The sequence below is a fragment of the Hydrotalea sp. AMD genome (assembly GCF_004100315.1).
Taxonomy (GTDB): domain Bacteria; phylum Bacteroidota; class Bacteroidia; order Chitinophagales; family Chitinophagaceae; genus Hydrotalea; species Hydrotalea flava.
The window spans coordinates 191740-215229 of sequence record NZ_SCKY01000004.1 but is presented as its reverse complement, the minus strand read 5'-3'; the positions used below and the strand labels follow the sequence as shown (position 1 = coordinate 215229).

The following is a 23490-nucleotide window of genomic DNA, read 5'->3' as shown; positions in this document are numbered from 1 at the left end:
ACGATCGGGGTATTGGTTACTGTTTAAAATATACTGCTAACTTTTCATACAAATGCTTAGGCATCGTTGTTTTTTCTTTCGTTGTAGCATTGATAAAATATAAAACAACACGCCCTACTGTAATTAATTTATTGCTTTCGTTATAAATTTCCTGATGAAATTCAATTTTATGATGGGTAGGCAATTCTTTTAAAATGGTTTTAATAGTAAGGAGGTCATCATAATGTGCGGGCCTTAAATACTTAGCATGTACTTCAACAATGGGCATTACAATGCCCATGGCTTCCATATCCTTATAGGTAAATCCTAATTGCCGTATACTTTCTGTTCTGCCCACTTCAAAATACTGAACATAATTTCCATGATATACCACATTCATTTGATCGGTTTCTGCATATCTAACCCGAACCTGAGTAACACTTTCGTACATTTTTTTTAAAATTTGTTGGTAAAGGTATTAAGCTTTGCTCTTTATCCACAAATTATGGAATGGTATTTGGTTACAGTATGCGGGTAGTAACTTTAGGCTAATTTTACTTTTATTTAAGATTCATAACATAATCTTTGCTCATCATACACGTTTCATGCATATGCGTTTAATACAAAAATATACTTTCGTTGTGTTGTTTAGCTTAGCCGCATCTTCTTTATATGCACAGGCTACTAAAATGAACAACGACCCCACCACACAATTTAAACAGGCTAAAGAATATTTTCAAAATGATGAATATAGTTTGGCTTATCCTGTTTTTAAAAATTTGCAAAAGCCCGAATATGGCGCTACATTAATAGATGCCGCCATTCAGGAACAAATAAAATTTTATGTAATTATTTGTGAATTACACTTAAAAAGTTTAGGTGCAGCTAACAAGGCCATAGAATTTGTTAGTTTGGAAACGAGCACACCTTTGGTACAAATGATGAGTTTTTATTTAGCAGAATATTTCTTTCAACAAAAAAATTATACCGATGCACTTGCCTACTATCAAAAAGCAGGTATCGAAAATTTAAGCAATAACCAAATTTCTGCTTTAAAGTTTCATATGGCCTACGCTTATTTTACTTTGCAAAAATTTAAAGAAGCCAAGCCATTATTTGATGTAATCAGACAAATAAAATCAGACCCTAATTATATTGATGCCAATTATTATTATGGGTTTATTTGTTTTTATGACAAAAATTATAGTGCTGCATTACAGGCTTTTACCATTATCGAAAAAAATAAAACTTATAAAAATATTGTTCCATTTTATATAGCAGAAATTTATTATTTTAATGAAAATTATGATAGAGCGTTACTGTATGCTGAAGCTGCATTGTTAACCGGTAATCAATACTACGAGTTGCAGCTCAAGCAATTGATAGGGCATTTGTATTTTGATAAAAAAGATTATGAGAGAGCAAGGCCTTATTTAGAAGCTTACATTAACGCTACGCCAACGCCTAATCGTGAGGATGTTTATGAATTGTCGTACTGCTATTATGCAACCGGAAACTATCAGCAAAGTATTCCAGGATTTAAGCAGTTGGGCGGTAAAGAAGATTCGCTGGCACAAAATAGCATGTATTTATTGGCCGATGCATTTTTAAAAACAGGCCAGAAGGCCAATGCCAGAAACGCTTTTTTATTTTGTGCTACCAACAATTCCAATCCAACTCAAAAACAGGTATCTATATTTAATTATGCCAAATTAAGTTATGAATTGGGATATTTTGATATTGCCCAACGCGAACTGGAAAATTTCATCAATAACTATCCTTCATCGCCTTATATGCAGGAAGCAAAAGAAATTGAAGTAAGTGTTTTAGCCAATACCAGTAATTATAAAGATGCATTGTTATTGTTTGAAAGTTTGCCAGTACAAAGTGAAAATGTAAAAAAAATATATCCGCGAATTTTATACGGAAGGGCAGTAGAGTTACTGAACGATCAGCATACCAATGAAGCCGATGCATTGCTTACCCGCATTTTACAAGTGCCTTATAATGAAACGCAGTTACCATATGCTTATTTCTGGAAAGGCGAAATTGCCTATCGGAATGGGAATATTGATCAGGCTATACAATACGATAATGCTTATTTAAAAAATCCGGTAGCATTGGGTGAAGTAAATCTGGTGAATGCACATTATAATTTGGGTTATGCTTTATTGAAAAAAGAAATGTACAGTGAAGCGCTGAGTAACTTTCAACAGGTTGCCCGTAATATATCTTTCAATCCAACACCCATTGAATTAGATGCTTACATCCGTTCCGGTGATTGTTATTTTATGAATAGAAATTACAAACAGGCACTGGCTATTTATGATAAAATTATTGATATGAATGCGAAGGGTGCCGATTATGCACTGTATCAGAAAGCCATCATTGCAGGCGCATATAATAAGAACAATGAAAAAATTAGTTTATTACAAAGTTTGGTGAAACAATATTCGCATTCTGACCTAGCCAATGAATCCAATTTTGAAATTGCTAATACTTATATGGCTGCTGAAAATTTCAGTGCAGCTATTCCATATTTACAAGCCATTTTGCAAAATAATGAAGCTACTGCCTTGTGGCCTAAAATATATTTAAAATTAGGCGTTTGCACCTTTAATTTAAATGAAAATAATCAGGCATTGCAGCAATTTACACAATTGGTTTCTCACTATCCCAATTCGCCTGAAAGTGATGAGGCAATAGAGTACATTCGGAATATATTTTTAGAAAATCATCAGCCCGATGCTTTTGTTGCGTTCATGAAACAAAACGGCAAGCCGGTATCGTATAGTGAAGAAGATTCATTGACCTACCGTTCAGCGCAACTTTTTTATGATGCCGGAAATTTGCCTGCGGCAATGAAAGGGTTTACCAATTATCTGGCAAAATTTCCCGATGGACAATATAATATTGAAGCCAATTATTTTACAGCAGAAATTTATCTTGTTAATAAAGATCCGCAAAAGGCTTTGCCTTATTATGCTGCAATAGCTGCAAAGGCTCCCAATATTTATGCAGAAAGAAGTGTACTGCAATGTGCCCGTATTGAATATTTTGATGTAAAAGATTATACAAAAGCGGCATCTTATTATGAACAACTAAAGTCTATTGCAACACAACAGGAAAACAAATTAGAAGCTATGCGTGGTTTATTGCGCTGCCAGTATAAATTACAACAATGGAAAGCTGCAGTAGCCAATGCACAGGATATACTACAGGAAAAAGGTGCTGCAGAAGATGACCGGATGATAGCCAATATGATTGTAGCTAAAAATTTTCAGGCAGATAGCTCATTAACAGAAGCGGCAAATGTTTATCAACAGGTTATTAAATTAGGCAAATCAGAATACAGTGCCGAAGCGCAATATAGAATTGCTCAGATATTATGCCTGCAAAATCAATTACCGGCTGCTGAAAAAGCTGCTTTTGAAGTGATTAAAAAATATGGTTCTTATGATTATTGGGTAACCGACAGTTACCTGTTATTGGGCGATATATATTTTAAAGAGAATGATTTGTTTAACGCTGAAGCTACATTTAAAAGTGTTGCCGAAAATGCAACCATTGAAGCATTAAAAAACATTGCAGTACAAAAACTGGCAATGGTTCAGGCTGCAAAAAATAAATTACCACAAACCAATCAGTAATGCATTTAATCAATCAAATGATGATGAAAAAATATTGTCTGAATATATTATTTACAACCTTTGTTTTTTGTAGTATGCTGCAATCTGCATTGGCCTCACGTCATCATGCTTTCCAGAAAAAAGCAAAAAGCAAACAGCATACCGTTGCAAAAAAAACTGCGGTACATAAAAAAGTTATACATTCTGTTCAAACCATTGTAAAACCGGTAACAAGTGCTCAAAAAACAGTAATTTCTGTGGCTTCATTGCTGGATACTACTGCCCCTAAAGTGGTTGTGGTTACTTCCGTTTTTAAACCTTCTTTGCGAAGTGCTGCTAAAATAAATTTAACGGCTGCAACTGCACCTGCTGAAGTATCAATAATACCTTTAATGTATAGTATTCCTGCAGAAAATTTAACCTTCTCTTATCATCCTGTAGCTATTAAACCGCTGGCATTAATGGTAGATACTGCTCTGCACTGGAATAAAGACAGATATATTAAAGTAGGTTATGGGAACTATGCTACACCTTATGCAGAAGCAGGTGTTGCATTGGGCGATGGACAAAAATCGGCCATTTTATTGCATGGAAAATATACTTCTTCAAAAGGTAATTTACCTTATCAAAATTTTACAAAGGGCGGTATTGATGCCAATGGTGTTTTTGCATTACCCAATCAGCAACAGTTAACCGGAAAAATTTATTTTGATAACAGTACACAATATTTATATGGATTTACCGGAAGCAATAATTATACTAAAGATCAGTTGCAGCAGCAGTTTAATACCATTGGTGGTAATTTAGGTTTGGAAACTACCATGCCAAACGATTATGGTATTGCTTATCATCCCGAGGTAGGATTCTCCTCTTTTTTTGATAATCGCCAGGCCAATGAAATGAATGCTATCATCAAAGCCCCCATCAGTAAAACATTGGGCAAACTGCTTACGTTTCATGTAACAGGTTTGGCCGATATTACACACTTGCAAACACTGAATACCACTACTATCAACAATAATTTGTTTTATGTGGCACCAGCTTTAGAGTTTAAAGTACCCAATGTGCAAATTAAAGCTGGTATGCAGCCAAGTTGGGACAATAGTCAGTTCTCTTTGCTACCCGACATTACCCTTCAGGCAAATATTGCAGAAAATCGGTTGATATTATTGGCAGGATGGCAGGGATACTTTCATAAAAATACTTACCAGAGTCTGGCTGCTTTTAATCCGTTTATTGAACAGCCTACTACTTTATTGAATACAAAATTCACGGAACAATATGCAGGATTAAAAGGTAATGCAGGCAAACATTTCACTTACCTGGCAAAAGTCTCTTTCCTACAAATCGATAACCAGCCCTTATTTGCTAATGATACTGCTGCAGGAAAATCGCAGGGGTTTGTGGTGTTGAATGAACCAAAATTGCAGGCTTTAAAATTGCATGGCGAAATTACTTACACCGATCAGGAAAAATTGTCTTTTATTGCCGGAATAGATTATACCCAATATACCCAGCAACAGGTGTATGATAAGCCCTGGGGTTTATTGCCTTTAGATGTTACCGGAACTCTACTTTATAAACTCACCAAAGATTTCTCGTTGAAGTCTGATTTATTTTTATGGGATGGAGCACAATACCGTGACCCCGTTTCCCTTGCCTCCCGCAAATTACCCGCTGCAATTGATTTGAATGCCGGTGCCGAATTTGCAGTGCATAAAAACCTGAATATATGGCTACAATTCAATAATATTTTTAATAATAAATACCAACGTTGGAGTCAATACCAGGTTTTGGGCTTTAATGTTCTGGGAGGAATCGTATATTCGTTCCATTAATGAAACCAGATGAATGAACTTTTGTTCCCATATTTAATGGTGCATCAACGTTTGGGCATACCGGGCATAGGTTGTTTTCAATTGATAAGAACAGCGCCTTCTGTTGATTGGGGAAAAAAAACGGTACACCCACCGGTACATCAAATCAGTTTTGTACCCGAAACGATGGAAGCCGATCATGCCTTTTACCGAACCGTTGCCCAACAATTAAATATTTCGGAAGTTGTGGCCATTCAACAATTCACTGAATTTGTGTATCATTTAAAAGAGCAGTTGCAACAAGGTGGCGCTTTATTGCCGGGTATAGGTACTTTACTGCTCAATCCGGATGGGGAAGTGTTTTTCAGGCCGGTTCCCCAAAACAATAGGTTATTAAAAAATATTTCGTTTAGCCACATGCATATTACAACTGCTGTTCCTCTTTCCACATCAAAGCCCATTTCAATTTTAGATAATATTCCTGCTGCGGAAACTTTAGCAACCGAGGCAGAGTCTTCTATTGAAAATGAAACAAAAGATAAATGGTGGATTTATGCCATTATTTTAACGGTGATTGGTTTGGCTGCACTATTTATTGCATTTTTGTAATTTTTGATTGAATGAACCACAGAATACACTATACCCATTGTCCTATTTGTAACAGTGCATCAATTCAACCTTCCTTTTTTGCTGAAGATTTTACCGTATCGCATGAGCTGTTTGCAATTTGGCATTGCAACCACTGTAATGGCCGGTTTACACAGGATGTACCCGATCTTTCCGCAATTGCTGCCTATTACCAATCGGACAGTTATATTTCGCATAGTGATACCAAAAAGGGGTTCATCAATCAGCTATACCATTCTGTTCGTTCTATTACATTAAAAAGAAAAAGAAATTTTATTGAGCAATTATCAGCCGGTGCAGCCAAAACAATTTTAGATGTTGGCGCCGGTACAGGAGCTTTTGCATTCACTATGCAACAGGCGGGTTGGCAGGTGAGTGGGGTTGAAGTAGATACAGGAGCCAGAAACATTGCAGCCTCAAAATTCAAACTCAACTTTCATTTACCTGAATATTTGTACCAAATTTCTCCGGCATCTTTTCACATTATTACGCTTTGGCATGTTTTAGAACATGTGCATGATTTGCATGGATATATGCAAATTTTTTATCGGTCGTTAACTGTCAATGGCAAATTAGTGATTGCTGTACCTAATTATACATCATACGATGCAGCTTATTATCAGCAATATTGGGCAGCTTATGATGTGCCGCGCCATTTGTATCATTTTTCTCCGGAAAGCATGGCAGTTTTGGCTGCTCAAAGCCAATTTAAAATTCTACAATACCGCTCTATGCCTTTCGATAGTTTTTATGTGGCTTTGTTAAGCGAAAAATATAAACATGGAAGCACCAACCTTATGAATGCAGGCTGGATAGGTTTACGCTCTGCTTTTAAAATGTGGCAGGATGTTAAAATGTGCAGTTCAGTTATTTATGTATTGGAAAAGCTAAATTAAAACAGCATTTAAGTAAGTTGTTGCATTTTCAATCGGGTATTTATAGGTAATTTTGCAAAGACTGAAAAATAAGATTCATTTAGATAGATTACACATGCAAATTGATTTTAAAAAATACAGTGATGGATTAGTGCCCGCAGTAATTCAGGATTACAACACCCTTAAAGTATTAATGCTTGGGTTTATGAATGAAGCAGCCTACCAGCAAACAGAACAAACCGGAAGAGTAACATTTTATAGCAGAAGTAAGCAACGATTATGGACAAAAGGCGAGGAGAGTGGCCATTTTTTGGATGTAAAGAGCATTACACCCGACTGTGATAATGATACTTTACTTATAAAGGTAATACCCAATGGGCCCGTTTGCCATACCGGTGCCGATACTTGTTGGAGTGAAAAGAACCATTCAGACAATTTTTTATTGTATCTGGAAGAGGTCATTCGTTTAAGAAGTCAGACTTCACCTGAAGTATCTTATGTAGCCCGATTGATAGGAAAAGGCATTAATAAAGTTGCACAAAAAGTTGGCGAGGAAGCTGTAGAAATGGTAATAGAAGCAAAAGACAACAATGAAACACTATTTTTAAACGAATCTGCCGATTTGTTGTTTCATTATTTACTGCTGCTGGCTGCTAAAAATTATTCGTTAAAAGATGTTATAAAAGTGTTGCAGGAAAGACATGCACAATAAATGAAGCATTTCATTCAAATGTTCAAATATATTTTTGTTGGTTAATTTGAATTTTAAAATAAACGCATTTATGCAAAAATTAATTTTATTTATGTTGTTACCTTTTAGTGTTATTGCACAAAAAGGTTTTGTGATGAAAGGTGATGTGAAAGGCTTGAAAGATAGCACGCTGGTATTTTTGGTAAGCGGGGCAACCGGAAAATCAATTGCTGAAGATTATTCAAAAAATGGTCGTTTTACTTTAAAAGGCGATCTTGAAAATGCCGATATCTATCAATTAAATTTTATTGGGTACAATGAAACACCTGAAGTGTTTATGCAGAATGATCAGGTATTTGTAAATGGCGATGTAAAACATTTAAAAGATTTGGTTTTTTCAGGTTCTGCTTTGCAAAACGATTATGTGCAGTATTTAAAAGGATTTAATCCGCTCAAAGAAAAATTAGCCAAATTAGTAACCGCCATTAATGCCGAAAAACCCGGCGAAAAGCGTGACTCACTCATTACTTCTTTTGGGGTGTATAAAAATATGGTGATTCGGCAGGTAGATACCTTTATCAAACAAAAGCCTGCATCACAGGTAAGTGCTTTTGTGGTATATGCAGTAAACCCTCTTTTTTCAGGTCCGGATGAATTGGAAAATAAATACAATCAATTGGCACCAACAGCCAAAGATGGTTTTTATGGAAAATTAATTGCTCAAACAGTAGCAGCTGCAAAAGTGGGTGCAATTGGAACTAAGGCCATTAATTTTACACAAAACGATACTGCCAATCAACCCGTATCACTTGCATCTTTTAAAGGAAAATATGTGTTGGTTGATTTTTGGGCCAGTTGGTGCAGGCCTTGCCGTATGGAGAATCCGAACGTTGTTGCAGTGTACAATGAATTTAAAAATAAAAATTTTACCATTTTAGGTGTGTCATTAGATCAACAAAAAGATAATTGGATAAAAGCTATTCATGATGATGGTTTAACCTGGACACATGTAAGTGATTTGCAATTTTGGAATAATGCAGTTGCCCGTTTATACCATATTGAATCCATTCCAGATAATATGTTGATTGATCCCAATGGAATAATCATTGCCAGAGGGTTGAGAAGTGAACAACTGAAACAAAAATTAGAAGAAGTAATTCAATAAATTATTTACCAAATAAACACTATGTTCATTTTTGTTAAAAAAAGTGCTAATAAGTTTTGGAATTAAAAATTTGCTGATAAAGTGTTTCATTGAATCCTATCACTACAACGGTACCATCTTTTACAATCACCGGTCGTTTAATAATACTGACTGATTGTTGCATGAGGGCTATGGCTTTCTGTTCAGTAGTTATGGTTTCCTGTATGGATGTATCTAATTTTTTCCAGGTAGTACCTTGTTTGTTCAATAAAACAGCCCAACCCACCTGACTGCTCCATTCTTTTAGAACGGATACAGCAATACCCTCTTTTTTGAAGTTATGAAAGGTATGTGGCACATGGTGCACTGTTAGCCAGTTTAATGCCTTTTTTACGGTATTACAATTGGGTATACCATATACCTGATACAACATTATGAAGCGGGTTGGAGGTTAAAGAAACGTTTGCCCAGCCAGCTTTTACCTGCCGGAATTATCCAGTTTTGAATCAGCTCTTTCTTGGTTGCAATCAGATTATTAAAATAAAGGGTATGCTGATTGATAAAACCGTTTTGTATGGCATATTCCAATTGTGAATAAGGCAATAACTCCACTTTGTCTTTAATAATAAAAGCCAGCATCTGGCGGTCAAACAATTGAATGTTGAATTGTTTTTCTATTTGTTGAATAAAGTGCACGCTGAAATCGGTGCTGCAACCACCCACCTGCGTATAGGTTTCATCTGCCATTAATACAATAAACTGGCCGTATAATAAATTGGCATATCCTTTAACCGGATCACCATGACTGCGCCATTCCTTTGTAAAATTTGAAAGCGATGGTTCTAATTGCATGGCCTCCTGAATGGTGAGCAATCTGCTGGATTGATATACCCAAACTTTTGAATGATCTGAAAAATCAGCGGGAATAAAGTTTTCAACTTGCGTATTCATGCTGCAAAATTATTATAACCTGCTCATATTTAAGCCTAAGTATTTTATTTTAACTTTCAGTGTTCTTTCTTTGGGTAAGCACAACATAAAAATAGCCGCCAATGCCAATACCCGCCACAATTCCTTTAAATAGCATGTTTTCTGTTGAAAATAAAGCATGCACATCCCATTCATGAAATAACCAATCATGTGCTGCATCCATAAACAGCAGTATTGGAAATAAAATGATGGCAGCCATCAAAAATTTTTTAAAATTGAAGTGTAATTACATGAAAGTATGATGAAATGCCTGATAAATGGTTTGCGCTTTGCCTGATTATACCATCGATTGCTCAATTAATTCAGCAATATCTAATACCTGAACCTCTGTTTCCTTTTCTTTGTTTTTTACACCATCAGTCATCATGGTATTACAAAACGGACAGGCTGCTGCAATAATGCTGGCATTGGTTTGCAGTGCTTCTTCGGTTCGTTCTATATTAATTCTCTTATTGCCGGGCTCATCTTCTTTAAACATTTGTGCGCCACCCGCTCCACAACATAAACCCTTACTGCCGCAGCGTTTCATTTCGGTTAGTGCAACATCTAATGCCTCTAAAACTTTTCTTGGGGCTTCATATATGCCGTTGGCACGCCCCAAATAACAACTATCATGGTAAGTAATTTTTTTTCCTTTAAAAGGGCCACCTTCTTTCATCACTATTTTACCGGTATCAATCAGTTGTTGTAAAAAAACGGTATGGTGCACTACTTCATAGCTTCCACCCAATTCCGGATATTCATTTTTAAAAATATTAAAGCAATGAGGGCAGGTAGTCACAATTTTTTTGATGCCATATCCATTTAATATTTGGATATTGTTATATGCCATCATTTGGAATAAAAATTCGTTGCCGGCTCTGCGTGCCGGATCGCCTGTGCAGGCTTCTTCTTTCCCCAGAATACCGAATTGAATATTGAGTTTATTTAAAATAGAGGCAAATGCACGGGTAATTTTTTGTGCCCGAACATCAAAACTGCCGGAGCAACCTACCCAGAATAATATTTCGGGGATGGTTCCATTTGCAGCTAAATCTGCCATTACAGGTACCTTCATACATAACCTTTTTACGAATGTACTGTAAATTTATTTTGAGTGGTTATTTTGAATAAACATGTTATTTTCACTGTTTTAAAAAGCATTACTGTACTAACTTTTTTGCATGCATTTTTTATTTATACTTTTAATGGGTTGGCTTGTTAGTTTTTTGGGTCAATTGCCATTAGGTACCATGAGCATTACTGCTACCCATATTGCTATTTTAGAAAGTTTTAAAAATGCCTGGCGCTATGCCATTGGTGTTGCATTGATTGAAATTCTTTATTTAAGGCTGGTATTGGTTGGTGTACAGTGGATATACGCACACAAATTATTGTTTACTATTATAGGATGGTTAACAGTTGTTTTTTTTCTTTTATTTGCTATTATTAGTTTTGTAATGGTAATTAAAAATAAAGCGAATGAAAAAAACATATTACTGCAAAATAAGTTGAACCGCTTCGTATTAGGCATGAGTATGAGTGCTTTGAATCCGGCACAAATACCTTTTTGGTTTATATGGAGCACCTATCTAATAAATGCAAAAGTTCTGCAAGTAAATACACTTTCATTAAACGTATTTACCATTGGATGTGGCATTGGAACGATTACGGGACTGGCATTTTACATGCATGGTGGCAACTGGCTGATTAAGAAAATGAATGCCGGTGCCCGAACTTTAAATATTATTATGGGTATTGTTTTCTTATTTGCGGCAATGATTCAATTATACAGAATGTTGTTTTTGTCTATGTTGTAATATAATAATAATAACACTAATCTTTGGCCCATTGATCTCTTTCTTCCGGCGAAAATTTCCAGGGTGCAAAATTATTTTCAATATTGCTGAATGTGCTGTTCCACTCTTGTGGTGCATTGCTTTCTTCCATAATCAGGTATCTTCTCATTTGCAAAATAATATCGAGTGGTGAAATACTTACCGGACATTCTTCTACACATGCATTACAGGTTGTACAAGCTCTTAATTCTTCTTCCGTAATATAATCGTGCAGCAATGATTTTCCATCATCCTGCCAGTTTTGCATGGCTTTGCTTTTTTGGCCCACTTGTTCCAAACGGTCGCGGGTTTTCATCATAATCATTCTGGGGCTGAGTGATTTGCCGGTAATATTAGCAGGGCATGCGGTAGTGCAACGGCCACACTCTGTACAGGCATAAGCATCTAACAGGTTTTTCCAGCTTAAATCCATCACATCTCTGGCACCAAATTTATGGGCTGTTGCTTGCGGAGCATTGGCAGGTATTAATTCCGGTTGCATGGCATACAGTACCTCTTTTTGAATGTCGGGCATATTGTGCATTTTGCCTTTAGGCTCTAAACTGGCATAATATGCATTGGGGAATGCCAAAAGTATATGCAAATGTTTAGAATAGGGCAAATAGTTTAAAAATGCAATAATACCAACAATATGCAACCACCAGGCACTTCGTTCAATAGTGGCAAGCTGTTCAGAAGATAGCCCGTTAAAAAGTGATTGCAGATTTCCTGAAAACAAAAAATTACCGGTTAAATGTTCAGCATAATGCCCATAACCCCTGTTTTGCAGGAGGGTATCTGTTGCATTCATGGTGAGGAAGAGACTCATTAATATAATTTCGGTAATTAATATATAATTGGCATCGCTTCTTGGCCATCCATTTAGGTCTTTACTTATGAAACGCTGAATATGTAAAATATTTCTTCTGATAAGAAAAATAATACAAACAGCTATAACGCCAACAGCAAGGCATTCAAATACATTAATCAGCAGTGTATAGATGTAGCCAAGTGGTTCTGCAAAAAGCCTGTGGGTTCCTAAAATTCCATCTAATATAATTTCGAGCACTTCAATATTAATAATGATAAAACCTGCATAAATAATAAAATGCATCACTGCCACTAAGGGGTTTTTAAACATCTTTTTTTGCCCAAATGCTAACAATAAAACATTGCGCCAACGTAATTTAGGCTGGTCGTTTCGAGACTCATCTCTTCCCATTAAAATATTTTTTCTGATATAGATTACTTTTGCAGAAAAAAGATATATGCCTGCAGCCAGTATTAATATGAAAACAAGTTGTGAAATAATATGCATAGTGGTTTTCTTGTAATGCTAAATTAATAGTTAAGTGAATATAGTTAACGCAATAAATCATACATTTATGACAGATAATACAATAATTGGCCTTTCTGGTTCATGAAAGCATTACAGAAATATTTTAAAAAATATTTTTTAGGAAAAGCTAATTCCAACAAATTAATTCGAATTTTGAACAACAGATTGCGTATACAGTTTTTCATAAGAATTGATTGATAAAAATCACAATGCATTAAATTCGGGGCGAATGAAAGAAAAGAAGGAAATATTATCGCAACAAATTATTCAATTCAAATTAGAGCGGCTGGCATTAGAAGTGGCCGAAAATTTGGGGGATGAACCAGAAGATATTGTTTTGATAGGTATACGGAACAATGGCTATATAATGGCAAATACGATGGCTGCACTTATACAACCCTATTTTCAGCAAAAAGTGGAAGTAAATGGTATTGCCATGAATAAACAAAAACCTGAAGAAATAAAATTAGATGTTCCATTTTCTGCAAATGGCAAATGTATTTTGTTAATTGATGATGTGGCCAATACGGGCAGAACTTTGTTGTATGCATTAAAACCATTACTGCAACAATACCCTAAACGTATACAAACCATGGTATTGATAGAAAGAATGCATAAATTATTTCCGATAAAACCCGATTATGTTGGCCTTTCTCTTGCTACTACACTTCAGGAACATATTGTTGTGGAAATGGATGATCATCAAATAATAGGAGCTTATTTGTTATAACCCATTTTTTCTATCATAGTGCAGCATATTCAATTGCCAAAATTTCATCATTAAAAAATATAACATGGATACAGCTATTTTAGAAAAAGCCCGGAGTTGGGTGAATGGAAATTACGATGCCGATACAAAAAATGCAGTACAGGAATTGATTAACCACCATCCCAATGAGCTGATGGAAGCTTTTTATAAAAATTTGGAGTTTGGTACCGGTGGCCTGCGTGGCATTATGGGTGTGGGTACCAACAGAATGAATAAATATACGGTTGGAATGGCTACACAGGGTTTTGCCAACTATTTGATGAAAACCTATCCAAACCAAACCATACGGGTAGCCATTGCACATGATTGTAGAAACAACAGCCGTTTTTTTGCCGAAACAACAGCACAGGTTTTTGCAGCCAATGGTATTAAGGTGTTTTTGTTTGAAGATTTACGCCCAACACCAGAACTGAGTTTTACAATTCGTTCTTTACACTGTAATGCAGGCGTGGTATGTACCGCATCACATAATCCAAAAGAGTACAACGGTTATAAAGCCTATTGGAATGATGGCGGCCAATTGGTACCACCACACGATAAAAACGTAATTAAAGAGGTGGAAGCCATCCAAAGTATTGATGATGTGAAATGGAGTGGAGGTAATGCCAATATTACCATAATTGGCGCAGAGATGGATCAACAATATTTAAAAATGGTGAAAAGCCTGAGTGTGTATCCGGAAGTAATACAACAGCAAAAAGACATTAAAATTGTTTATACGCCCATACATGGCAGTGGTATTAAATTAGTACCTGCTGCATTATCGGCATTCGGATTTACCAATGTACATATTGTGGAAGAACAAGCCACACCCGATGGCAATTTTCCTACAGTTGCTTATCCCAATCCGGAAGAAAGTGAAACCATGCGAATGGGCCTTGAAAAAGCAAAAGCATTAGATGCAGATATTTTGTTAGGTACCGACCCGGATGCAGACAGGGTAGGTGTTGGTGTAAAAAACCACAAAGGAGAATGGATATTAATGAATGGCAACCAAACTGCAGTACTTGCTTTTGCATATTTGATTGAAGCCCGAAGAAAAAAGGGAATTGCACAGCCCAATGATATGGTGATCACTACAATTGTAACCACTGAAATGATTAATGAAGTTGCCCGTCAAAATAATGTAGCTTACTACAATGTATTAACAGGCTTTAAATGGATTGCCGAACTAATAAAAGAAAAAGAAGGTAAAGAAAACTATGTAATTGGTGGCGAAGAAAGTTTTGGATTAATGATTGGCAACCAGATACGTGATAAAGACGCCATCAGTGCCGTAGCTTTATTATGTGAAATGGCAGCTTATGAAAAACAGCAAGGTAAAACCTTGTTTGATAAATTGATTGAACTGTATATGCAATATGGTTTTTATTATGAAAACCTAATCAGTATTACCAAAAAGGGAATGGATGGCCAGAAAGAGATTGCTGCAATGATGGAAGGTTACCGATCTAATCCACCTAAATTCATTAACAATAGTCAGGTAGTAACATTGTTAGATTATGAATTACAAAAAGGCACTAATTTATTAACAGGTGAGCAATGGGCAATTCAACTACCTAAAAGCAATGTGCTGCAATTTATTACTAAAGATGGCAGCAAAATTTCGGCCCGGCCATCGGGTACGGAACCTAAAATAAAATTCTATTTTAGTGTACATACTACGCTTCCCAATAAAAATGAATTTGACAAAAAGTTAGAAGAACTGAAGCAAAAAATTTCGGGTATCATTGCATCCATGCAATTGTCTTAATACGCTTAACTGCAGCTTTTACAGTGTGAACAAATATTCCATAAAAGTGAAGCAGTTTCTTAAACAACTTTTCTTAAAATGCTGTGCAAAAAAAATGCACGGCATTTTAATTTCCCCATGTAATGAATTTATGCTTTAAAATGTGCCGATACTATTAGCTTTGTATGGTTTATGAGAAAGTTTGAAGATACTTATCGCCACAAAGGACTGCGTAAACAGTTGGTAGAACTGATAAAACAAAAAGGTATTACCGATGAGGCTGTTTTATTAGCGTTACAAAATGTACCACGTCATTATTTTTTAGATTCTGCTTTCGATAAAATTGCTTATGAAGACCGTGCATTTCCCATTGCTGAAGGTCAAACCATTTCTCAACCTTATACAGTTGCATATCAAACACAATTATTACAAATAAAAAAATCGGATAAAGTATTGGAAATTGGTACCGGTAGTATGTATCAGGCTTGTGTATTGGCAGAAATGGGTGCCTGGGTGTATACTATTGAACGGCAGAAAAAAATATTTGATTTAAATAAGCAGTTTAGTTTTAAAAATAAATACCCCAATATCAAATGCTTTTTTGGCGATGGCTTTGAAGGCCTGCCAACTTTTGCACCTTTCGATAAAATTCTCATCACAGCAGCGGCGCCATTTATTCCTCCTAAACTAATAGAACAATTAAAAGTAGGCGGAATAATGGTAATACCTGTTGATGAAGGTGCTTCTCAAAGAATGCTGCGCATTACCAAAGTTTTTGCCGATGCCTGCAAAGAAGAATCTTTTGATTTATTTTCTTTTGTTCCCATGTTAACCGGAAAAAATATTTAAAATTTGTTTTCTTAATTACATTAATGATTTCCTCCTACTTTTTTGGGCAAAATAGCTTTTGGAATGGGTTGCTGATGAGCAGGTAATTTTGGTGTATTATTATTTTTTTTATTGGGAGATAATCCCGGTAATTTATTGGTATCTATTTGTGATTCGGGTGCCAGATCTTCCGGTTTAATATCGGCTGGTACATAATCCTGAGAGGTGCCATTTCCCATTAATTGCTGGTCGCCCTCAACACCAATAGGCACATTGGGTGTGGGATTGGAATAATCCAATTCAATGTCGTTGGCCATACCTTCTGGTTTAGAGAAGTCAACATTTGCATCAATGCCTAAAATGTTTGCATTTTTCAAAACTTTTTCATAAAAATAACCCCAAATAGGCATGGCAGCACGTGCACCCTGCCCATTATAGCTACTACTATTGATGTGTATAAACCGATCATCGCAACCTACCCAGGCACCTGCTAATAATTGCGGTGTGTAGCCCATAAACCAGGCATCGCTGTTATCATTGGTAGTTCCCGTTTTGCCAGCAATATTCCCACTAACATCAAATTGCATTTTAAGGCCACGGGCTGTGCCAAATTCAACCACGCCTTCCATCATTTTAATAACAGAATAAGCAGTAATGTCGCTGATAACTTCTTTTCTAATGGGTGCAAAATTTTCCAATACATTGCCATTTCTATCTTCAATACGGGTAATAAATAGTGGTTTTACATTGAATCCTCTTCCCGGGAACATGCTGTATGCCTGCATCATTTCATACAATGAAATTTCGCATGCACCAATAGCAATGGAGGGGTGTGGTTCTATATTGGTTTGTAAGCCGCACTTGTTTTTTAGAAAATCAACAAAACGGATGGCTGCATTATTGCCCTTGGGATCTAACTGCTTCATAATATAAGCAGTGGCACAGTTTCTGGAAAATGCAAGGGCTTGTGCCATAGGAATAGAGGCTCCGGTGCAAGAGGTAGAAGTAGCAGGCACCATTCCATATGCGCCAAAACTTTGTTGAACATCCTGCACAATTGTATTTGGTGTAAAACCGGCATCTTCAATAGCTAAACTATACAATAATGGTTTAATAGTAGAGCCCACCTGCCGTTTGGTATTGTAATTCACATGATCAAACTTGAAGGTTTTAAAATCAATGCCACCTACCCATGCACGAACCTCACCACTTAAAGGGTCTAATGCCATAAAACCGGCCTGCATCATTTGGCGGGAATATTTAATAGAATCCATTGGCGTCATGGTCGTATCTTTTTCCCGGTTATTATTCCAGGCAAAAACCCGCATTTGTGTAGGCACAAAAAATGTTTTTCTTATGTCTGCATCATTCATTCCATCTTTTTTCAAATTACGCCAGCGGTCACTTTGTTTCATGGCCGATTCTAAAATGTTTTGATGCCCATCCCATACAGTTCCTTTTTTTATGTTGGTTTGTTGATTTAAAATTTGCTGCATGTAGCTCATGTGTTTGGCTACTGCTTCTTCGGCATAGATTTGCATACGTGGATTGAGGGTTGTATAAATTCTTAAACCATCTGTATACAAATTATATTCATCACCATTACTTTTTTTGTGGTTTTTGCACCATACTTTCATGTACTCGCCCAGAATCATTCTGAAGTAAGGAGCCAAACCTGTTGTTTCATCTAATTTTTTATAATTTAATTCAATAGGTTCCATTTTAATTTTTGCCGCATCCTGTGCTGTTAAATAACCATTGGTAACCATTCTGTTTAAAACCAGGTTACGGCGTTCTAAAGCCTGTTTGGGATTGCGTCTGGGATTGTATAACGTAGGCGCATTAATCATGCCCACCAAAACGGCTGCTTCATTTACATTTACCCGATCCGGCTCTTTTTGAAAGAAGGTTTTAGCGGCATTGCGAATGCCAAAAACATTATCGCCAAAAGCAACGGTATTCAAATACAGATTAATGATTTCTTCTTTGGTAAAATTTCTTTCCAATTTTACGGCTATGATTGACTCTTTAACTTTTTGTATGGCACGGAGTAAAAAATTTCGGGTTGCCCAGTTTTCAGTAAATAAGTTTTTGGCTGTTTGCATAGTAATAGTACTGGCCCCGCCATCGCGGCCTAATCCTTTTAAAGCACGCAATAAAGAAATAAAATCAATGCCACTATGCTCATAAAAACGCTGGTCTTCAGTTGCCACCAATGCATGAACAATGTTGGGGCTAATATCTTTATAATCAACATTTACTCTATCTTCTAAATAATATTTACCCATTAAGGTACCATCTTGCGCATATACCTGACTGGATAATGAGGCTGAAGGATTTTGAATATCTTCAATAGAGGGCATTTTTCCGAAAACGCCCCAATTACAAAGCAGGAGAAATAAAATAAAAGCAGCAACAGCTATAAAAAAGGCTTTCCAAAATATTTTTACTGAACGCAACATAAACAAGGTATGGTTAAGGTTGTAAAACTAAGCATCTACGGCAGATGTTACCCTGCCAAGTAGTTAAAATTTTTCGGGTAAAGTGTTTTTCATAAACTGAATATAATCTGTAATATTGTTTTTAGTATGCAACAACTGTAAGTTTAAAGGACTAATCATACTAAAAACATATTTATCGGGTTTAAGCCAGGGTATAATTCTACCGGTAGCCATTGGGCGGGTTTTATCTAAATACTCAACTGCATCTCCGGCATTTTCAAATGGGCCAATTAGTACAATTGTGGTTGAATCATTTAATTTTTCTCCGGTAACTTTTAAACGTAGTGTATAAAATTTTTCTAGGTTAAAACGGTAAAATGCATTTCTGGCTTCACTGGCAAAAACGGGATCAACTTTATGTAATATTACCGCAATGTATTGCGAATCGGCCGGATTGAATGCATAATTGTTTACAGCCTGTATTACCGGATTGCTAACGGGTACCTGAACCAATGCAGTGGTATCTAATTGTTTATGGATTTGTGTTGATAAAGTATCTACTATTTTTTTAACAGGTGCTTTTGCAATGGTGGCCGGGTGTAGGTCAATATTGCCCACAACATTGTCTTCATTTTTTTCAATCACCAAATTGGTTAAATAATTTTCAATTTCTTTTCTACGTTTTACTACGCTAATGAGGGTATTGGCCATTTCAACCATTGGCGATTGGGGAAACTGGTGTACCAATGCTTCCAAAGTTTGGATGGCAGTACTGTCATTTTTTTGTTTTACATCGTATACGGCCTGAATGTACATTAATTGCGGGCCCCAGTAATTTTTCCCAAATATTTTATCGGCCTGCTCTTTTTCTGCTAATGCCTGCTTAAAATTTCCTTCAATAAACAAATCATAAATATGTTCGTATTGTGCTGTTGCTTTGTCTTGAATGGTGGGTTTACCTGTATTTTTTATTTTTTCAGCATAGATGCCATTCGGAAAAGCAAGCATTAATTTTTTCCTTACTGAATCTGATTTTGCCAATAAACCCAATTGGTTGTAACAGTATATTAGATTGAATAAAACGGGCTCTTCATATTTGTTTTCCGGATACAGTTTCATAAGGGTTTCATAAGCATCTACTGCGTCAGGATATTTCTCTAAATCGTTTTGGAAAGTTTGCGCATTTTTATATAAGTCGTCAATAATTGTATTATGTGTATCTCCAATTTGCTTTTCGGTAAGTGGAACATTTTCCAGCATTCCTTTCAAGGTTAAGGCAGTAGAAGCATTGGTTTTAACGGCTTCGGGAGTTGCATTGGCTGTTGTGGTTACATTGTTATTGTTCAACCGCATGCTGTTGTTAATAGCAGATTGACGTTGCCAGTTATCTACATTGGGCCGGTTACCCCATGTTTGTTTAAACTCTTTGTAACCTTGTGTTTTAAGTGCAGTATTGGCAAAATAAAAATCACTGGCACTATTCGTGGTGGTACTGCCAAATAAGCCACTGCTTGCTGCGTTTGTGGTGGAATTGGTACTGCCAAAATCAATTTCTTCCCTTTCATCTGCCAGGCCTTGCTCTTTGCGTAATCGGCGGTATAATTTTTTTACAGCAGCCAGCCGCGCCGCTTCATTCAAATTACTTAGTTGCAATAAACTATCCTGTAATTGGAGCGATGCCAGATTTTTCGTAATAATTTTTAAAGCTTTTTTTCGGTTAGTAATTTCATTTTGCAGGGAAGAATCTAACTGATTAACCTGCACACTGTCATAATATAATGAAGCAAGCGGATATTGGCGGATATTGTAGGCTGTTGATGCCAGTAATAACACACTTTTTTGCTTTTGTGCCGGGTTGTTAACACTGAATGCAATGCTTTTCAATAAATTATTGATACTTTCTTTAAAATGCTGTTGTTTAATTTCAAGCGAAGCTGCAGCATAATAAATAATATCTCGATAATCAGCATATTTATCTCTTCTGGCCAATTGATACAATTGTTTCAAATTGTTTTGCAATGAATGATTGCCATTTGCAGTATCAGAAAGTGCCACAATATTCAGGCGGGCATACACTTCCAGATAGGGATCAATGGTATGATGGATGGCTTTTTCAAATGCCTGGATGGCAGGTTTGTTTTGATGTGCCAATTGAAAAAGCTGGCCGGTTAAAAACTCCCATCTTGCCTGTTCCTGTTTATTGGAAGCTTCTGAAATGGATTTGCTTAAATAGGTAGCAGCACTGTCGTGAACATTTTGTTTATAAAACAAATAAGCTTGCTGCAAAAACAAATCTTTTTCTAATCTTTTCGGAAAGAAGGGATCAGCTTTTAAAATAGCTATTAAACCGGTGGCTTTGTCTAATTGGTTGCTTTCTATATAATTTCTGATTTGCCAGATGAAGCTGTCGTTCCGGGTGGTTGGTTTTTTGATAATTTTTTTCAGCAGACTTCTGTTTTCATTGGTTGCAACGGTAAAAATACCTTGTTGGTTACTTACATTACTACCTATTGGAATATCATATCCATCATCTTTTGGCGCATATATGTAATTGATGTATTGGAAAACAGTTGCGGCAGAATCAAAATTTTGTCGTAGTAAATACGCTTTGCCCAGCAACAAATAAAAATCATCTACCCAGTCAGATCTTAAATCATGTAACAGAATACCTGCATAACACTTGTAAATAATGGAATCAATATCCCGCTTATCTAAAGCAGTAACCGAAAGGCTGTAATTATAGAATGGCAGAAGTTTACTATAATCATCCGTATGCATTTGTTGTGCCAGTTCAATAATATGGTTTAATTTATTGTTGGCATTAAAAAAATAGTTGTAATGGCTTACCATATCCTGATAAGTACGCTTTACAAATCCTATTTTTTTTTCGCCTGTTTTTTCAGAAGCCAGTTGCCGATCCTGGTATTGAGCGGGTTTTTCTTTATCTAAATTAATGGTAGTATTGGGTTGTCCCCATACCTTGGTCTGGTAAAACAGCAGGGCAGGGAAGAAAAGGAACCACATCAAAAAATACTTCTGCTTCATAGGCATAATTCAACACAAATCTAAACTGTTTAAAAGTACAGTTATTTTCTAATAAATGTGGCAAAACAGCCCTTGTTATGTACCTTTAACCTTATTTTGTAGCATGGCAAAACAAACTTTTGAAACTAACACTTTTAAACGATTAAGAAATCAGTACCGGCTTGTATTAATTAATGATGATACTTATGAAGAGCTGGTAACTTTTAAATTATCACGTTTAAGTGTATATGTTGTTTTTAGTACTGCATTTGTTTTATTGATTAGTTTAACGGTAGCGCTGATTGTTTTTACCCCGCTAAAATATTACATTCCCGGTTATGGTTCAAGGGAAAGCAGAACAGAATTACAACTTTTGCAAATGCGTACCGATTCATTAGAGAAATCTATTCAATATAAAGATCAGTATTTAGAAAATCTGAAAAAAGTGCTTTCGGGTAATATGCCTGCACAGAAAGATACCGCCAGTTTAATAATTCCTAAACAAGAGTTAATTAAAGAATGAGCGAGCAGCCAGATAATAAGAAATTATTGCTTCAATATGCTACATTAACCGGCGAACTGATTATTGCCATTGCCATTTCAGTTTATTCTGGTTGGTGGATGGATGTAAAATTTTCATTCGCTATTCCTTTATTGGTTTGGCTATTACCTTTAATTGTTATTATTGTTTTAATTATAAAAGTTATTAAAGACACAAGCAGAAAATAATATGCAACAAACCCCCTTTTCTTTCTCAAAAAACATTTTGCCTTTATTTATTTTATTCGTATCGGTAAATAGTTTGCTTATTTTCTTTAAAAAAATAATGTATACGCATCAAATAGATGTGTGGGTAGTATTTTCTGCCAATTGCATTTTATTTGTAATCAGCATTTTGAGCCTTGCCTTGCATATACAGGCGGCCCATAAAAAAACACCCATGGCATCAGTAAGTAATGTAATGATGGTAACACTTATGAAATTATTAGTATTGGGAGGAGCTGCTATTTTATATTTGGTATTAGCCGGTCCAAACAGAAGTGTTTATGCAGTTTTTGTTGGCATGGTTTTGTATTTGATGTATACTTTTTTAGAAGTATACATTGCGGCTAAAATTAATGGAAATAACAAATAGATATGGCTGTTACGCAACATCCAATGCATATACTGGCAGAGTTCTTACCCGAAGGCTGTTTTGAACCTGTTGCAGATTATCTAAACCACTATAAAGTACATTTAACCATTACCCGAAAACGGAAATCGGTATTGGGCGATTACAGGCATGCATCGCAACATAGAAATCATTCCATTACTATTAATGGAAATTTGAATAAATATGAGTTTTTGATAACACTTTTACATGAATTGGCGCATTTACTTACATTTGAAACCTTTGGCCATAAGGTAGAACCACATGGTAAAGAATGGAAACAATTTTACAGCAAGTTATTGCTTCGCTTTACTGAACAGCAGGTATTTCCCGAAGATATTGTATTGGCATTGCAGAAAAGCATTCGCAATCCTTCAGCTACTGCAAATGGCGAAACAGAATTGCTGATTGTATTACGAAAATATAACACAGTTTCAACAACAGATGTGTTGCTGTTGGCGCATGTGCCGGAGGGTGCAGTTTTTATTACTGAAAATGGCCGGTTATTTAAAAAGGGGCATAAACGAAGAAAGCGATATGAATGTGTGGAAGTGCAATCGGGATTAAGGTATGCTTTCAGCGCTATTTGTGAAGTGAAATTGTATGCAGCACAATAAAAAAACGTTGAACAGTAAAAC

Annotated in this window: 22 protein-coding genes; 14 read left to right on the top strand and 8 right to left on the bottom strand. The window is 35.9% G+C overall.

Annotated features, from left to right (window positions below; all coding sequences use genetic code 11):
* Nucleotides 1–16 precede the first annotated feature (16 nt).
* Nucleotides 17–430 (bottom strand): acyl-CoA thioesterase, encoded by a 414-nt coding sequence (locus EO766_RS03960; protein ID WP_074418644.1) that lies wholly within the window; start codon nucleotides 428–430, stop codon nucleotides 17–19.
* 160 nt (nucleotides 431–590) lie between these two features.
* Between EO766_RS03960 and EO766_RS03955 the strand changes: the two genes are divergently transcribed.
* From EO766_RS03955 to EO766_RS03930, 6 genes are all read left to right on the top strand, one after another.
* Nucleotides 591–3629 carry a tetratricopeptide repeat protein gene (locus EO766_RS03955; protein ID WP_074420524.1) on the top strand — a complete coding sequence of 1013 codons (3039 nt, stop codon included), beginning with the start codon at nucleotides 591–593 and terminating at the stop codon, nucleotides 3627–3629.
* The gene (locus tag EO766_RS03950) at nucleotides 3629–5446 is read left to right on the top strand and encodes a TonB-dependent receptor (protein ID WP_143439536.1); all 1818 of its coding nucleotides are present in this window, start codon (nucleotides 3629–3631) and stop codon (nucleotides 5444–5446) included. The genes EO766_RS03955 and EO766_RS03950 overlap by 1 nt, the downstream gene beginning before the upstream one ends.
* Before the next feature lie 9 nt (nucleotides 5447–5455).
* Nucleotides 5456–6034, top strand: a complete 579-nt coding sequence (locus tag EO766_RS03945; protein WP_143439538.1) for a hypothetical protein — start codon at nucleotides 5456–5458, stop codon at nucleotides 6032–6034.
* Nucleotides 6035–6045: 11 nt separating this feature from the next.
* Nucleotides 6046–6948: a class I SAM-dependent methyltransferase gene (locus tag EO766_RS03940; RefSeq protein WP_074418292.1), complete on the top strand. Its 903-nt coding sequence runs from the start codon at nucleotides 6046–6048 to the stop codon at nucleotides 6946–6948.
* A 94-nt stretch (nucleotides 6949–7042) separates the two neighbouring features.
* Nucleotides 7043–7639, top strand: coding sequence for a bifunctional phosphoribosyl-AMP cyclohydrolase/phosphoribosyl-ATP diphosphatase HisIE (gene hisIE / locus EO766_RS03935; RefSeq protein WP_074418297.1), 597 nt, complete (start codon nucleotides 7043–7045; stop codon nucleotides 7637–7639).
* Nucleotides 7640–7709: 70 nt separating this feature from the next.
* On the top strand, nucleotides 7710–8783 hold the full coding sequence (locus EO766_RS03930; protein ID WP_074420853.1) for a TlpA disulfide reductase family protein: 1074 nt from the start codon (nucleotides 7710–7712) through the stop codon (nucleotides 8781–8783).
* A gap of 46 nt (nucleotides 8784–8829) precedes the next feature.
* On the opposite strand, the gene EO766_RS03925 is transcribed toward EO766_RS03930, so the two are convergent.
* The 4 genes from EO766_RS03925 to EO766_RS03910 form a co-directional block, all read right to left on the bottom strand.
* Nucleotides 8830–9195: a Spx/MgsR family RNA polymerase-binding regulatory protein gene (locus EO766_RS03925; protein ID WP_074420830.1), complete on the bottom strand. Its 366-nt coding sequence runs from the start codon at nucleotides 9193–9195 to the stop codon at nucleotides 8830–8832.
* Nucleotides 9195–9713 carry a hypothetical protein gene (locus tag EO766_RS03920; protein WP_074420831.1) on the bottom strand — a complete coding sequence of 173 codons (519 nt, stop codon included), beginning with the start codon at nucleotides 9711–9713 and terminating at the stop codon, nucleotides 9195–9197. Before EO766_RS03920 ends, EO766_RS03925 begins: the two co-directional genes overlap by 1 nt.
* Nucleotides 9714–9762: 49 nt before the next feature.
* Nucleotides 9763–9951 carry a hypothetical protein gene (locus tag EO766_RS03915; RefSeq protein WP_074420832.1) on the bottom strand — a complete coding sequence of 63 codons (189 nt, stop codon included), beginning with the start codon at nucleotides 9949–9951 and terminating at the stop codon, nucleotides 9763–9765.
* A 78-nt stretch (nucleotides 9952–10029) separates the two neighbouring features.
* A complete protein-coding gene (locus EO766_RS03910) occupies nucleotides 10030–10809 on the bottom strand; it encodes a (Fe-S)-binding protein (protein ID WP_074420833.1) in 780 nt (259 codons plus the stop codon).
* Nucleotides 10810–10915: 106 nt separating this feature from the next.
* On the opposite strand from EO766_RS03910, the gene EO766_RS03905 reads away from it, so the two are divergent.
* On the top strand, nucleotides 10916–11551 hold the full coding sequence (locus EO766_RS03905; RefSeq protein ID WP_074420834.1) for a LysE family transporter: 636 nt from the start codon (nucleotides 10916–10918) through the stop codon (nucleotides 11549–11551).
* A 16-nt stretch (nucleotides 11552–11567) separates the two neighbouring features.
* Here EO766_RS03905 and EO766_RS03900 read toward each other — a convergent pair whose 3' ends face one another.
* The gene (locus EO766_RS03900; RefSeq protein WP_287100692.1) at nucleotides 11568–12791 is read right to left on the bottom strand and encodes a 4Fe-4S dicluster domain-containing protein; all 1224 of its coding nucleotides are present in this window, start codon (nucleotides 12789–12791) and stop codon (nucleotides 11568–11570) included.
* A 346-nt stretch (nucleotides 12792–13137) separates the two neighbouring features.
* Here EO766_RS03900 and EO766_RS03895 point away from each other — a divergent pair, with 346 nt between their 5' ends.
* From EO766_RS03895 to EO766_RS03885, 3 genes are all read left to right on the top strand, one after another.
* Nucleotides 13138–13638: a phosphoribosyltransferase family protein gene (locus tag EO766_RS03895; protein WP_074420854.1), complete on the top strand. Its 501-nt coding sequence runs from the start codon at nucleotides 13138–13140 to the stop codon at nucleotides 13636–13638.
* A 64-nt stretch (nucleotides 13639–13702) separates the two neighbouring features.
* On the top strand, nucleotides 13703–15430 hold the full coding sequence (locus EO766_RS03890) for a phospho-sugar mutase (RefSeq protein ID WP_074420836.1): 1728 nt from the start codon (nucleotides 13703–13705) through the stop codon (nucleotides 15428–15430).
* A gap of 171 nt (nucleotides 15431–15601) precedes the next feature.
* Nucleotides 15602–16258 carry a protein-L-isoaspartate(D-aspartate) O-methyltransferase gene (locus EO766_RS03885; protein ID WP_074420837.1) on the top strand — a complete coding sequence of 219 codons (657 nt, stop codon included), beginning with the start codon at nucleotides 15602–15604 and terminating at the stop codon, nucleotides 16256–16258.
* Between the two features lie 20 nt (nucleotides 16259–16278).
* Here EO766_RS03885 and EO766_RS03880 read toward each other — a convergent pair whose 3' ends face one another.
* Nucleotides 16279–18699: a penicillin-binding protein 1A gene (locus tag EO766_RS03880; protein ID WP_074420838.1), complete on the bottom strand. Its 2421-nt coding sequence runs from the start codon at nucleotides 18697–18699 to the stop codon at nucleotides 16279–16281.
* A gap of 63 nt (nucleotides 18700–18762) precedes the next feature.
* Nucleotides 18763–21723 carry a type IX secretion system periplasmic lipoprotein PorW/SprE gene (gene porW, locus EO766_RS03875; protein WP_143439540.1) on the bottom strand — a complete coding sequence of 987 codons (2961 nt, stop codon included), beginning with the start codon at nucleotides 21721–21723 and terminating at the stop codon, nucleotides 18763–18765.
* Between the two features lie 103 nt (nucleotides 21724–21826).
* Here porW and EO766_RS03870 point away from each other — a divergent pair, with 103 nt between their 5' ends.
* The 4 genes from EO766_RS03870 (at nucleotide 21827) to EO766_RS03855 (ending at nucleotide 23469) form a co-directional block, all read left to right on the top strand.
* Nucleotides 21827–22225 (top strand): hypothetical protein, encoded by a 399-nt coding sequence (locus tag EO766_RS03870; RefSeq protein WP_074420855.1) that lies wholly within the window; start codon nucleotides 21827–21829, stop codon nucleotides 22223–22225.
* Nucleotides 22222–22431: a hypothetical protein gene (locus tag EO766_RS03865; protein ID WP_074420840.1), complete on the top strand. Its 210-nt coding sequence runs from the start codon at nucleotides 22222–22224 to the stop codon at nucleotides 22429–22431. Before EO766_RS03870 ends, EO766_RS03865 begins: the two co-directional genes overlap by 4 nt.
* Before the next feature lie 97 nt (nucleotides 22432–22528).
* Complete coding sequence (locus EO766_RS03860; RefSeq protein ID WP_143439542.1) at nucleotides 22529–22837, top strand: hypothetical protein; 309 nt, start codon at nucleotides 22529–22531, stop codon at nucleotides 22835–22837.
* A 2-nt stretch (nucleotides 22838–22839) separates the two neighbouring features.
* Nucleotides 22840–23469, top strand: coding sequence for a SprT-like domain-containing protein (locus tag EO766_RS03855; protein WP_074420842.1), 630 nt, complete (start codon nucleotides 22840–22842; stop codon nucleotides 23467–23469).
* Nucleotides 23470–23490 lie beyond the last annotated feature (21 nt).